This window comes from Mucilaginibacter sp. KACC 22063 (assembly GCF_028736115.1).
Classification (GTDB): domain Bacteria; phylum Bacteroidota; class Bacteroidia; order Sphingobacteriales; family Sphingobacteriaceae; genus Mucilaginibacter.
In genome coordinates this window covers 1009800-1022068 of record NZ_CP117877.1, presented here as the reverse complement: position 1 = coordinate 1022068, position 12269 = coordinate 1009800, and the positions used below count along the sequence as shown (strand labels likewise).

Annotated in this window: 12 protein-coding genes; 2 read left to right on the top strand and 10 right to left on the bottom strand. The window is 41.2% G+C overall.

The features are described 5' to 3' along the window. Nucleotides 1-132 precede the first annotated feature (132 nt). Nucleotides 133-1374, top strand: a complete 1242-nt coding sequence (locus tag PQ461_RS04500; protein WP_274208452.1) for an ABC transporter permease — start codon at nucleotides 133-135, stop codon at nucleotides 1372-1374. Nucleotides 1375-1415: 41 nt separating this feature from the next. Here the strand turns inward: PQ461_RS04500 and PQ461_RS04495 are convergent, their stop codons facing one another. From PQ461_RS04495 to galE, 3 genes are read right to left on the bottom strand one after another with little or no spacing between them, the layout of a single operon-like run. Then, nucleotides 1416-2168, bottom strand: a complete 753-nt coding sequence (locus PQ461_RS04495; RefSeq protein ID WP_274208451.1) for a tyrosine-protein phosphatase — start codon at nucleotides 2166-2168, stop codon at nucleotides 1416-1418. A gap of 2 nt (nucleotides 2169-2170) precedes the next feature. Continuing rightward, a complete protein-coding gene (rfbB, locus tag PQ461_RS04490; protein ID WP_274208450.1) occupies nucleotides 2171-3223 on the bottom strand; it encodes a dTDP-glucose 4,6-dehydratase in 1053 nt (350 codons plus the stop codon). 12 nt (nucleotides 3224-3235) lie between these two features. Further along, nucleotides 3236-4258 carry a UDP-glucose 4-epimerase GalE gene (gene galE, locus PQ461_RS04485; RefSeq protein ID WP_274208449.1) on the bottom strand — a complete coding sequence of 341 codons (1023 nt, stop codon included), beginning with the start codon at nucleotides 4256-4258 and terminating at the stop codon, nucleotides 3236-3238. 84 nt (nucleotides 4259-4342) lie between these two features. Here galE and PQ461_RS04480 point away from each other — a divergent pair, with 84 nt between their 5' ends. Then, a complete protein-coding gene (locus PQ461_RS04480; protein WP_274208448.1) occupies nucleotides 4343-5557 on the top strand; it encodes a 3-deoxy-D-manno-octulosonic acid transferase in 1215 nt (404 codons plus the stop codon). Between the two features lie 4 nt (nucleotides 5558-5561). Here the strand turns inward: PQ461_RS04480 and hemH are convergent, their stop codons facing one another. The 7 genes from hemH to crtD form a co-directional block, all read right to left on the bottom strand. Then, nucleotides 5562-6581, bottom strand: coding sequence for a ferrochelatase (hemH, locus tag PQ461_RS04475; protein ID WP_274208447.1), 1020 nt, complete (start codon nucleotides 6579-6581; stop codon nucleotides 5562-5564). A 128-nt stretch (nucleotides 6582-6709) separates the two neighbouring features. Then, the gene (locus PQ461_RS04470; protein ID WP_274208446.1) at nucleotides 6710-7405 is read right to left on the bottom strand and encodes a fatty acid desaturase; all 696 of its coding nucleotides are present in this window, start codon (nucleotides 7403-7405) and stop codon (nucleotides 6710-6712) included. 61 nt (nucleotides 7406-7466) lie between these two features. Next, nucleotides 7467-8318, bottom strand: coding sequence for a 4-hydroxy-3-methylbut-2-enyl diphosphate reductase (locus PQ461_RS04465; RefSeq protein WP_274208445.1), 852 nt, complete (start codon nucleotides 8316-8318; stop codon nucleotides 7467-7469). 33 nt (nucleotides 8319-8351) lie between these two features. Next, a complete protein-coding gene (locus PQ461_RS04460) occupies nucleotides 8352-9005 on the bottom strand; it encodes a carotenoid biosynthesis protein (protein WP_274208444.1) in 654 nt (217 codons plus the stop codon). Further along, the gene (locus PQ461_RS04455; RefSeq protein WP_274208443.1) at nucleotides 8984-10072 is read right to left on the bottom strand and encodes a glycosyltransferase family 2 protein; all 1089 of its coding nucleotides are present in this window, start codon (nucleotides 10070-10072) and stop codon (nucleotides 8984-8986) included. Before PQ461_RS04455 ends, PQ461_RS04460 begins: the two co-directional genes overlap by 22 nt. Before the next feature lie 2 nt (nucleotides 10073-10074). Then, nucleotides 10075-10695 (bottom strand): 1-acyl-sn-glycerol-3-phosphate acyltransferase, encoded by a 621-nt coding sequence (locus PQ461_RS04450; protein WP_274208442.1) that lies wholly within the window; start codon nucleotides 10693-10695, stop codon nucleotides 10075-10077. Between the two features lie 98 nt (nucleotides 10696-10793). Next, nucleotides 10794-12263 (bottom strand): 1-hydroxycarotenoid 3,4-desaturase CrtD, encoded by a 1470-nt coding sequence (crtD, locus tag PQ461_RS04445; RefSeq protein ID WP_274208441.1) that lies wholly within the window; start codon nucleotides 12261-12263, stop codon nucleotides 10794-10796. Nucleotides 12264-12269: the final 6 nt, after the last annotated feature.

Here is a 12269-nt window from a genome sequence, read left to right as displayed (position 1 = left end):
AATAAGTCAGTTAGTAGTTTACTTTTATACGTAATTAGATTTTAATAAGTTTCTTTAAAGAATATACCCAAACCTGTGTAACAAAGCGAAACATACCGGTGTCTAAATCCCAAATATTTTTAACTTTATAGCATGCCTGTACAAACCAGTTTCAAAGAAAATGTGGCTATTGCCCTGCAATCTATCAGCGGGAACCGGTTGCGTACATCGCTCACTGCACTTATTATAGCGATAGGCATTATGGCCCTGGTGGGTATACTTACCGCTATAGAGGGTATTAAACAATATACTAATGATGCCTTTGCCAGTATGGGTGCCAATTCTTTCACCATCCGTAACCGCGGTTCGGGCATTGTATTTGGCAACGGTGGTCAGCGTAAATATTACAAGGCTATACGTTATGACGAAGCTGTCCGCTTTAAAAACACCTTTAAATTACCTGTTTTAATCTCTATTAATTCATACGCTTCTTTTGCGGCCATTGCCAAATATGGCGATGTAAAAACCAACCCCAATATATCTGTATTGGGCGCTGACGAGAATTACCTGCTAACCGGGGGTTATAAATTAGCAGCAGGCCGTAACTTTTCATCATCAGAGGTTGAGCACGGATCAAACGTGGTGATCATTGGCGACGAGATCAAACAACGCCTTTTTAAAAACAGCGATCCCATAAATAAGCTGGTGCTTATTGGTTCAAATAAATACCGTATTGTAGGTTTGCTTACGCCCAAAGGCTCAAGCGCAGGTTTTGGTGGCGACAAGGTTTGTATCATTCCGGTATTTAAAGCCAAGCAGATTACCACCAACCCTAATCCCTCTTTTACCATCGGCGTAATGGTGAATAACCCGGGCGCATTAGAAGGTACTATAGGCGAGGCTACCGCTGCATTCCGCAATATCAGGGGACTGCGCATAGGCCAGGATGACAACTTTGAAATCACCCGCAGCGATTCTATACAGCAGCAGTTAGCTGGTCAGCTGGCCGGTATAACCGTTGCAGGATTTGCCGTAGGCATTATTACGCTTTTAGGTGCAGCTATTGGCTTAATGAATATTATGCTGGTTTCTGTTACCGAACGTACCCGCGAGATAGGTGTACGTAAAGCCATAGGCGCTACACCGGCTATTATACGTAAACAGTTTTTGATAGAAGCTATCGTGATTTGTATTATTGGCTGTATAGGCGGTATTATATTAGGTATGGCAGTAGGTAACCTCATAGCCATTCAAATCAGCGGGCATTTTGTGGTGCCGTGGTTATGGCTAATGGTGGCACTCTTCATCTGTACCTTTATCGGACTGGCATCCGGTTTTTACCCGGCGAAAAAAGCATCACGGCTTGATCCGGTTGAGGCCTTACGATACGAATAATTATATAAATAAGAAGGGCAGCGAAAAGCTGCCCTTCTTATTTATAGCTCAAACAATGTCTTGTTTTTTAATACCCCGCTTTTTACAAGCTTTTTAAAATAAGGCTCGCGTAAAGCCTTCTCAAAAGCGTGTGCATGGCGTGGGTGGTGCATGTCACTCGAGATCAGGTCTACCAGGCCTGCATCAATCAATTTCTCGGCAGCCTGTTTAATATGTGCGCCGTAATAACCTGTAAGGGATATCGTGTTAAGCTGCAACAGGCATCCCCATTCGCGGATGTTGGCAGCTTCTTCAATACTCAGATAGCTATAACGTTCAGGATGCGCCAGAATTGGTTTATAACCCGCAACTGTCATTTTTTGAATAATCTCAATAACATTAGGCGGCTTGTTAGCAAATGAAAGCTCGAAAAGCACATAATCATCGCCCATCGTTAAAAACTGACGGTTGGCAATACGGTCTTCAAAACTTTCGTCAAAGTAATGCTCTGCAGCTGCAAAGACATCTATGCTGATCTGCTCTTGTTTTAGTTTTTCTTTCAGCAGGTTAAGCGCACCATTAACACTTTCGGGTGTGTTACGGTAGTAATCGATCATGACATGTGGGGTGGCAATAATTTTTTTTATTCCCAGCTCCATCATCTTCCTGATCAGTACAATAGAATCTTCTACAGTTTCTGCACCGTCATCAATGCCGGGCAGTACATGCGAGTGCATATCAACTACAATTTCGCTGTAGTCAAACTCTATTTCCCCAACTTCTTTCTTTTCCTTCTTCTTAAAAAAACCAAACATAACTACCTGTTAGCATACTGCTCCTGGTAATATTGCTGATAATGGCCGGATGTTACATCATTAAGCCATTCTTCATTTGCTAAAAACCAGTCTACAGTCTTCTCCAAACCCTCTTCAAATGTTACGCTTGGTGTCCAGCCTAACTCATTCTTTAATTTTGTAGCGTCGATGGCGTATCTCAGATCATGCCCTGCACGGTCGGTAACAAAAGTGATCAGTTTTGCTGATTCACCTTCTGCACGTCCCAGCTTTTTATCAAGTATACTGCAAAGCAAACGGATCAGGTCAATATTTTTCCACTCATTATGGCCGCCAATATTATAAGTAGTGCCAGCTTCTGCTTTGTGGAAAATTAACTCTATGGCCCTTGCATGATCCTCTACCCACAACCAATCACGTACGTTCTCACCTTTACCGTATACGGGAACTGGTTTATTTTGTTTTATATTGTGGATAGCCAGCGGAATTAATTTCTCAGGAAAATGAAATGATCCGTAATTGTTTGAGCAATTAGAAATAACCGTATTCATTCCGTAAGTATCCTGGTAGGCTCTTACAAAGTGATCTGAGCTTGCCTTAGAGGCTGAATATGGAGAATGCGGATCATAAGCAGTTTCTTCGGTAAACATGCCTTCCTCACCCAAAGTACCGTAAACCTCATCGGTTGAAACATGATAAAAACGGGTTTGATCATATTTACCCTTCCAGGTATTGCGGGCTGCGTTCAGTAAATTAACCGTACCAATTACATTAGTCATTACAAACTCCAGTGGGTTTACAATAGAACGGTCAACGTGAGATTCGGCTGCCAGGTGAATTACGGCATCCGGCTGCTCAGTATCAAAAAGATTCTGAATAAAGGCAGCGTCAACAATATCTCCTTTTACAAATTTATAATTAGGCTCGTTCTCAATATCTTTCAGGTTAGCCAGGTTACCTGCATAAGTCAGTTTATCCAGGTTGATAATCTGGTATTCTGGATGATTTTTAACAAAGCGGCGCACCACATGCGAACCGATAAAACCAGCGCCACCTGTTATGATGATCTTCTTCATAGCAATAGATAATTATAAGGGATTCTGGCTAATATATTTCTGCCATTCCCAGGCAGAAGCCATCATTGAATTAATGTCAAGTTCAGCTGTCCAGCCAAGTACTTCTGTTGATTTGGTCACATCGCCCCATACCTGTTCAACATCGCCAGCGCGTGCAGGGCCAATTACATAAGGTAACTTAACACCGGTAGTTTCTTCAAAAGCATGAATCACTTCTAACACAGAATTGCCTTTTCCTGTACCTAAGTTAAACACATCGTATCCTGAAAATTCATCTTTCTCCATTAGTTTAAGTGCAGCAACGTGCGCTTTGGCCAAATCTACTACGTGTATATAATCGCGGATGGCACTACCATCGGGTGTGTTATAAGTATCGCCATAAACAGTAACCTTTTCGCGCATGCCAATTGCTGTTTGCGTGATATATGGCACCAGATTTTGAGGCACCCCTAATGGCAATTCACCAATTAAAGCTGTCTCGTGCGCACCAACGGGGTTAAAGTAGCGTAACGAGATCACTTTATATTTACTACCCGATGCCACCATATCGCGCAAAATTTCTTCGGCAACCTGCTTGGTGTTACCATAAGGTGATTCTGCGGGTTTAACCGGTGCATTTTCCGTAACCGGCAACTGGTCTGGCTGGCCATAAACCGTACAGCTTGATGAAAACACAAAATTTAACGGCTTACCATAATAAGCATTGAGTATATTAATAAGCGAGTAAAAATTGTTACGGTAATATTTCAAAGGAAGTTCAACTGATTCGCCTACTGCTTTTGATGCAGCAAAATGAATGATCCCCATAACATCCGGCTCAGAAGCAGCCAGGCTGGTTACATCACTTTCTATGCAAAGATCAAGCTCATGAAATATCGGCCTACGGCCAATGATATGGGTTAGCTGATCTAAAATTTTAATGTTCGAGTTTGATAGGTTATCCACTATCACAGGCTCATAACCGGCATTCACCAGTTCTACAACGGTATGCGAGCCAATAAAACCCAAACCGCCGGTTACCAGAATCTTTTTCATTATAATTGTTATGACAGGTAAACTTGTAGCAATTGAATTGTATCAATTATTACTTTTGCTTGCGAAGATAAGTAATTCATTTTAATGCTGCTCTTATATAACACCGCCATACAATTATACTTTTTAGCTATCCGTCTGGTTGCCAATTTTAACAAAAAAGCGGCCTTGTGGATAGCCGGCAGGAAGCAACAGCTTATCCAAAACCAAGATAACAGCATATGGTTTCATTTTGCATCGCTTGGCGAATTTGAGCAGGGAAGGCCGGTAGTGGAAGCGATAAAAAAGCGCAAACCCGGTGTGCCTGTTGTGATTACTTTTTTCTCTCCATCGGGGTATGAGATCAGGAAAAACACACCGCTTGCCGATGCTGTTTACTACCTCCCGCTTGACACCGCTACAAATGCTGCTGAATTCATCAATACGATAAAGCCGCAAATGGCCATATTTACCAAGTATGAGTACTGGTATCATTTCTTCAATGTGCTGCATAAAAAAGATATTCCTGTATATATGATCTCCAGTATTTTCAGACAGGATCAGATATTTTTTAAATGGTACGGCAGCCTGTACAGGCAAATGCTCGGCATGGTCAACCATTTTTTTGTGCAGGACGAAAACTCAAAATCATTACTGGGCAGCATAGGCTTTAATAATGTAACTGTAAATGGAGATACACGCTTTGATCGTGTGTGGGCGAACGCTAACCATCCGAATGAATTACCGCTTATTCATTTATTTAAAAATAATTACCCGGTGTTTATTGCAGGTAGTACCTGGCCTCAGGATGAACAATTACTCGCCGCTTTAATTAATAGATATCCGCAATGGAAATTCATCTTTGCTCCGCATGAAGTTGGTGAGGATAAAATAGAATCCCTTATAAAACTGCTGCCATCAGATCGAACCATACGCTTTTCAACGTTATCTGCTAACGAGCAGTTGGCCAGCAAAAACCAGGTGTTGGTAATAGATAATATTGGTATGCTATCTTCTTTGTATCAATACGGAGAGATTGCCTATATAGGTGGCGGCTTTGGCGTAGGTATACATAATACGCTCGAAGCAGCAGCTTTTGGCCTGCCCGTTATTTTCGGACCAAAATACCAGAAGTTTAAAGAAGCCCGCGATCTTATAGCGCTTAAAGCTGGCATCAGCATCAACAATCAGGAAGCACTTAATAACGCAGCAGATCTTTTCATCAACGACACTACTTACCGCGAGCTTGCCTCAAAAAAGATCAAACAATACGTGCAGGAAAATACCGGCGCTACGGCTGCTATTTTAAATAAGATTGGTTAGCTGCTTATTTATTGATTACCAGGTCCTCTAAAAGGTCGATAAACAAAGGCGAATCGTTAAGGCTTTCCACCAGTTGTACATGCTCGCCACCCAGATGTTTAAACTCGCTGCCATATTCTTCTGTAACCTCATAAACGGTTTCAAGGCAATCAGCAACAAACGCAGGGCAAAATACCAATAGTCTCTTTTTGCCTTCGGCAGCGAGCTTAGTAATGATCTCGCTGGTGTAAGGTTGCACCCAGGGATCGTTACCTAAACGCGACTGGAAACAGATGGTATATTTTTCTTTTGGTAAGCCTAATTCTTTAGCTATCAGGTGTGCCGTATCATGTGATTGAGCCGAGTAGCAGAATTTATTGACATCGTTTAAGGTATTGCAGCAGCCTTCCACTTTTTGGCAATACTTGCCCGTATGGTCGCATTTGATCAGTTGGCGCTGTGGCAAGCCGTGAAAGCTGAACAGCACATGGTCATAATTCTCGTGCCCATACTTTTTGCTGTTCTCGGCAAAGTTTTTAATCATCAAAGGATGATTGTGGAATGAGTTTACAAACGATATATCAGGTATGGTTTGCCACTCCTTAACCAGGTTCATTACCTTTTCAATAACCGAACCTGTACTTGCTGAGGCATACTGAGGGAAAAGCGGTATCACCTGTATGCTTTCAACCAAACCTTTTTTCAATCTGTCTAATGCTTCTTCTATTGAGGGGCTTTGGTAACGCATAGCCAGTTCGACATGGTAACCGTTGCCAAGTTTTTCCTGCAAAAGTTTTTGCTGAAGAATACTGTAGTATAACAAGGGCGAACCTGTTTGCTCAGACCAGATCTCTTTATAAAGCTTGGCTGATTTAGGGCTGCGGAAAGGGACGATGATACCCTTAACCAAAAAAGTGCGTAATACCGGGTTAACATCAATCACCCGCCCATCCATTAAAAATTCGCCTAAATATTTACGTACATCAGCCGTTGAGGGGCTGTCTGGTGTGCCTAAGTTTACCAGTAATATTCCTTTTTTAGCCATAATTGAAGTGCAAAAATAATATAAAGTATTGTGGTTTAAAGCGCGGGAGTATCAATCGAGTGTAATTACTCCATCACATTATTTTCTATTACCTCTTGATCCTGATTTTTGACTCTTGAACCTTCCCTTTACTTCATTCTCCACAACCTCCACCACGGGGTACCCGGCGAGGCATGATGTTCATAATGATAGCCAAAGAAGTAGCAGCTGAAAAATGCCGCTAAATGGTTCTTACTTTGCGTGCGCGACTGATGCAGGTTATCGTGCTCACCTTTATGCGGCTGGTAAGTACCAAAATAAAATAGTTGCAGCGTACTTAGCAATGATGGTGCTACCCAAAATAGCAACAGGTTTTGCTGCGGAACCCATATCTTAAGCACATTAAATAAAGCGGCCATAAACACCACCTGCCATATAGAAAGATAATTACGTATAAACCTGATATACCATGACCAGAATTTACCTTCATGATAATCCGGGTCATCGGCAGTATGTACATGCCTGTGGTGCATGTGATGCTTTTTTAACAGTTTAGGATACCAGAACGCTGCATAAAGAAATGTAGTAATATAACCTATAGCTTTGTTTACGGCTGGATTTGGTGATACCGTGCCATGCATGGCATCATGCGCAGTGATAAATAACCCGGTATACAAGTGCATCTGCAATAATATACACAGATATACCAGTGGATTAGACCAGCTAAAATGCCAGCGCATTAGCAATATAGTAGATACCATCCAACAGCCGATCACAATAATTGCAACGATTACCCCTGATGATTTAAATGATGAAGGCCTTACCTGATAATTTATATCACTCATACCAATTAAAAGACAGTAAATTGCAGCGTAAATTTTATTTATTTAGGGGGGAGACTAGCCGCTAATACTTTTCTAAAGCATCTTTAACGTTTTGCATTAGCCACATTGGTGTTGATGTTGCCCCTGCAATGCCTACAGTATCGTTAGGGCTAAACATTTCCGGATGCAATTCTTCTACTGACGAAATGAAATAGGTATTGGGGTTATGCTTCTTACAAACTTCAAATAATACCTTACCGTTAGAGGATTTTTTGCCCGACACAAAGACGATCTTATCAAACTGGACAACAAATTTATTGAGGTCCTTATCACGGTTTGATACCTGGCGGCAGATGGTATCATTTGCTTTTACCTCGTAGCCCCGGCCTAACAGTTCATTCTTAATAGCGTAAAATTTATCGGTGCTTTTGGTGGTCTGGCTATAGAGCGTAAACTTAGACGGCAATTCAACACCATCTAACTCGGCTAAATCCTGGAATACCAATGCTTCGTTGTTGGTTTGACCTTGTAAGCCTATTACTTCAGCGTGGCCATGCTTACCGAAAATTAATATCTTCTCCTGACCATCATGCGATGTTTTAATACGGTTTTGCAGTTTTAGCACTACCGGGCATGAAGCATCGATCAGCATAATATTATTTTCAAGTGCCATCCTGTAAGTTTCCGGCGCTTCACCGTGGGCACGAATCAACACCTTTTCGTTGCGCAGTTCCTTCAGTTGCTCATGATCTATAATGCGCAAACCTTTTGCTTTAAGGCGCTCCACTTCTTCATCGTTATGCACAATATCGCCCAGGCAATATAAATAGCCTTGTTCTCCAAGTATTTCTTCGGCCATGTCAATTGCATAAACAACACCAAAGCAAAAACCAGAATCCTGGTCTATAGTCACTTGCAAATTATATTCGCCCATAATGCAAAGTTACTGCAAAAGTTGATAATTGTATTACATGGCTACGTCAGTATTAGCCAGTATCAGAAAAAATAAAAACTGTACTGCCAATAACAGCGGAGCTACCCAGATTTGTTTTTTAAATTTAAACTGCTCGAACAGAAATAGCATCAAGGCACCTACTGCAAACCAGCCCAGGTAGTTTTTAAGAGGAACGATATTATCTAACCATTGCCAGTAATCAAACCGCATGGCTACCGGTTCGATCAAAAAATCGAGCAGCACCAATAAGATTGAACCCAGAATGATACGCAGCCATTTATTTTTTAAGGTGCTATATTGCATGGTAACCCCTGCTGCATAAACCAGCATAAACCAATTAAGCCCAATAGTTAAAGGGATATCCCACAACTTTACGCCCAATGTTTTACCATAATTATAATTGCCAAAGATCCAGTTTTTATGCACGCCAACCCATTCTGCAATAAAACCAAGCAGATAAACAATTAACGCAAAGCTTATAAATTTGGCATTAGGGCTATCATGACTTAATAGAATCACCACGAACATCAGCAATAAGTGAAATGGAACTATCCTCAAAAAAGACGATTGGAATGCAGGCATCATTAGCCCGAACAACCCTACTGCATGAAATAATACGATAATTGCTATTGCAATATTTTTATTTAAACGCGCCGGCCTTTCCATGTATTGGTTTTAGTAAGTTGTTTTTGTATAGCGCTAACGGCAATAACCACGAGGCTTAACATTTGCAGCGGATGCAGGAAGGTATTAATCCTGTCGCTTTGCCCTGATAAAAATGAGATCATGGTACGGCCTAAAACAATAATACCGCACATAAAAAATATTAATTGCAGATTCAAAGTAGCAATTACAATCAAAGGGCCACCTATCAGCAACAGTATATAAAGCATAAAGCCAGGGATGCTGTAATTAAACGGTGCCAGAAAGTTTTTGCTAAAGCCTTCAATGGCTTCATTGTAGCTATTGTACATGCGGCAACTGATCATGCCATTGGCTAAAATTGCTTCGCCTTTTAACCTATTGGTTTTTACCTGCCGCATAATTTCGATATCTTCTACCACCTTGTCTTTAACCATTTCGTGCCATTGGCGATGGTGATATTCCGCAGCATCAAACATCATGAATTGTCCACTTGCAGCAGAAAATGCAGGATTTTTAGATAAATAAATCAGCCGTATTGGTAACAGGTTAAGCAGTATATAATGCATTAACGGCACTACCACTTTCTCGCCAAAGGTTACCATTACCTGGTCGGTGAATAAGCTAAGCAAAGCCAGGTTATTTACGTGCATGCGGTGTACAGAACTATTGATAAGTCCGTTTTCAATTTCTTCGTCAGCATCCAGAAACAACAAATACTTACCTGTTGCCAGTCTTGCTAACTGGTAGCAGGCGTAGTTTTTCCCAAGCCAGCCTTTAGGAAGCTGCTGCCCTTTGATAACTCTAAACTTCTCATGGCTCGCTGCAAAATCATTGCACAATTCATAAGTATGATCCTCCGAATTGTCATCAAGAATGATCACCTCGTAATTGCTGTATTCCTGTTCTGCTATAGATTCCAGCAGGTTTAATATTCTTCCTGCCTCATTACGTGCGGGGATTAAGATGGAAACTTTGTCATCATACCTTTTGGTAACACGGCGCAGCTTTGGATTTGATACAAAGTTGAATAGTGTAACCGCGAAACGGAGGATGATGAAAAAGAAGATGACAGAAAGAAGAATAACCACCTTTATACAACGATTTTACCTTGTGCAAGTTTGCACTGACTATAATACTCCTGAAAACTTTTCTTTAAAGTTTCCATGTCCATAACGTGATCTGCATGCAGCTGCAAGTTAATATTTACCAAAGGCTTTTTGTACTGTAATGTTTCCATAAAGCTTACAGCAAAAAGGGTTTGAAATGCACCCGCTGCCTGTTTTATTACCCGCGATAATCCATTTTGAAATTTAATATCATCCGTAAAATTTGAATACAATGTCCCCTGTGGAAAGATGAGCACCAGGTTTTGGGGGTCTTGTAAAAGCTTTGCGGTGTATTCAAGTGAGGTAATTACATCTTTTGAGCCTTTATTGACCGTATAAGCCCCCAGATATTTCATAAAAAAGAATTTTTTACCTGTTTGCTCCAGTATCATCACATGGAACTTCTTTTTTAAGTACACCGCGTTTAAATAATATATCAAAAAGCCGTCCCACCAGCTATAATGATTAGGCAGCAAAAGCACCGACTTGTCCGCATTAATATTCACCTGATTAAAATTAACAGCCTGAAAGTTTTTTTTAACGATACGCAGTATATAGCGGTGAAAAAACGAAGCAATCAGAGTGTTTTTCTTAGGCTCAATCATGGAGAGGCAAGATAAGGCTTAGATGCAAAAAATAAGAATTGAAATATAAGATTCTCATCACTGGTTTCTCGTCTCTGGCCTCTCATTTCTGGACTCTGTTATACCCATTCACTCACAATTTTTGCCGAGAGCAATGCCAGAGGTATTCCGCCTCCGGGATGGACACTCCCCCCACAGAAATAAAGGTTTTTAACTTTGTTCGACCGGTTTGCATGGCGTAAAAATGCCGCGAACCTATTGTTTGAGCTGGTACCATAAAGCGAACCCTGGTACGATGATGTTTTTCCCTCTATGCTTCGCGGATCCAATATACTTTCGCAGGTTATCAATGCAGCTACATCTTCCTTTAACAAACGGCTTAGCTTACTGATGATATTTTGCCTGGCTTCTTCAATCAAAACGTCCCAATCCTGTCCGCTGTTTGCAGGAACGTTAATCATGACGAACCAATTTTCTTGTCCTTCGGGTGCATCGTCTTGTTTATATTTAGAACTGATGTTCACATATACCGTAGGGTCATTACCAATTGTTTTTTGCTGCCAGATCTGACTAAACTCTTCCCGATAGTCTGCACTGAAGAAGATGTTATGAAGATCGAGTTTCGGGAAGCTTTTTTTAATTCCCCAGTAAAATATTAATGCAGAGCTGCTTCGCTCCTGCTGTAATATTTTGCGCGGATGAAGCTTTTGCTGATTACTTAACAGCTTTTTGTACGTGAACCAAACATCCATGTTAGATACCAAAATGTCTCCCTTCATAATCTCGCCATTCACTTGAACACCAACTGCTCGCCTACCTTTAAGCAATATTTCCTCTACCGGCGATTGGTAATGAAACTTTACGCCTAAAGATTCGGCCAGGCTAACCAGGCTATCAGTAATCGCCTGCATACCGCCTTGCGGAAACCATGCACCATAATGCTGCTCCAAATGAGGAATTACGTTTAGGGTTGCCGGGGCTCTATATGGGTTTGACCCATTATAGGTTGCATACCGATTAAAGAACTGCACCATACGCTTATCCTTGAAAAAGCTTTGATTGGCGTTGTTCATGGTGCGCAAGGCATCAATCTGGAAAAGCCTTAATACCGATAAGGAAGTTTTAAGATTGAAATAGGTTCTTAAACGATGTAATGATTTTTCAAGAAATACGTGATTGGTCACATCGTAAATTCGTTTGCTGTATTGCAGAAAGCGTCGAATACTATTTTCTGGTTCTGAGGTAGCATCAGCTACAGATTTTGCTAATTGATCTTCTTCGGCATAAGCAGTTAAGCTTGTACCATCCTCGTAAAAATACTGACAAACCGTCTCCAGTTTTTGGTAATTGAAATGCGCCCGTGGATCTTTACCGGCTAACTTGAATAGCTCATCAACATACTGTGGCATGGTAAATAAGCTTGGGCCGGCATCAAACCGGTAACCGTCTTGCTCAAAAGAAGTGAGCTTACCACCTGGGTAAGTATTAGCCTCAAAAACTTCAACCCGGTAGCCTTTTAGCACAAGCCGAATGGAAGTTGCAATTCCGGCTATACCGGCACCAATAATTAAGGCTTTTTGTTGAGGCATGTGCAA

What these genes read in the sequence shown, in the direction of transcription:
- galE (WP_274208449.1), bottom strand. Translation starts at nt 4,258, where the DNA reads ATGAAAAAGATTCTGGTAACCGGCGGTTTGGGTTTTATTGGCTCGCAT.
- hemH (WP_274208447.1), bottom strand. Translation starts at nt 6,581, where the DNA reads ATGGCTAAAAAAGGAATATTACTGGTAAACTTAGGCACACCAGACAGC.
- crtD (WP_274208441.1), bottom strand. Translation starts at nt 12,263, where the DNA reads ATGCCTCAACAAAAAGCCTTAATTATTGGTGCCGGTATAGCCGGAATT.
- rfbB (WP_274208450.1), bottom strand. Translation starts at nt 3,223, where the DNA reads ATGAAGAAGATCATCATAACAGGTGGCGCTGGTTTTATCGGTTCGCAT.
- PQ461_RS04460 (WP_274208444.1), bottom strand. Translation starts at nt 9,005, where the DNA reads ATGGAAAGGCCGGCGCGTTTAAATAAAAATATTGCAATAGCAATTATC.
- PQ461_RS04470 (WP_274208446.1), bottom strand. Translation starts at nt 7,405, where the DNA reads ATGAGTGATATAAATTATCAGGTAAGGCCTTCATCATTTAAATCATCA.
- PQ461_RS04450 (WP_274208442.1), bottom strand. Translation starts at nt 10,695, where the DNA reads ATGATTGAGCCTAAGAAAAACACTCTGATTGCTTCGTTTTTTCACCGC.
- PQ461_RS04480 (WP_274208448.1), top strand. Translation starts at nt 4,343, where the DNA reads ATGCTGCTCTTATATAACACCGCCATACAATTATACTTTTTAGCTATC.
- PQ461_RS04500 (WP_274208452.1), top strand. Translation starts at nt 133, where the DNA reads ATGCCTGTACAAACCAGTTTCAAAGAAAATGTGGCTATTGCCCTGCAA.
- PQ461_RS04495 (WP_274208451.1), bottom strand. Translation starts at nt 2,168, where the DNA reads ATGTTTGGTTTTTTTAAGAAGAAGGAAAAGAAAGAAGTTGGGGAAATA.
- PQ461_RS04465 (WP_274208445.1), bottom strand. Translation starts at nt 8,318, where the DNA reads ATGGGCGAATATAATTTGCAAGTGACTATAGACCAGGATTCTGGTTTT.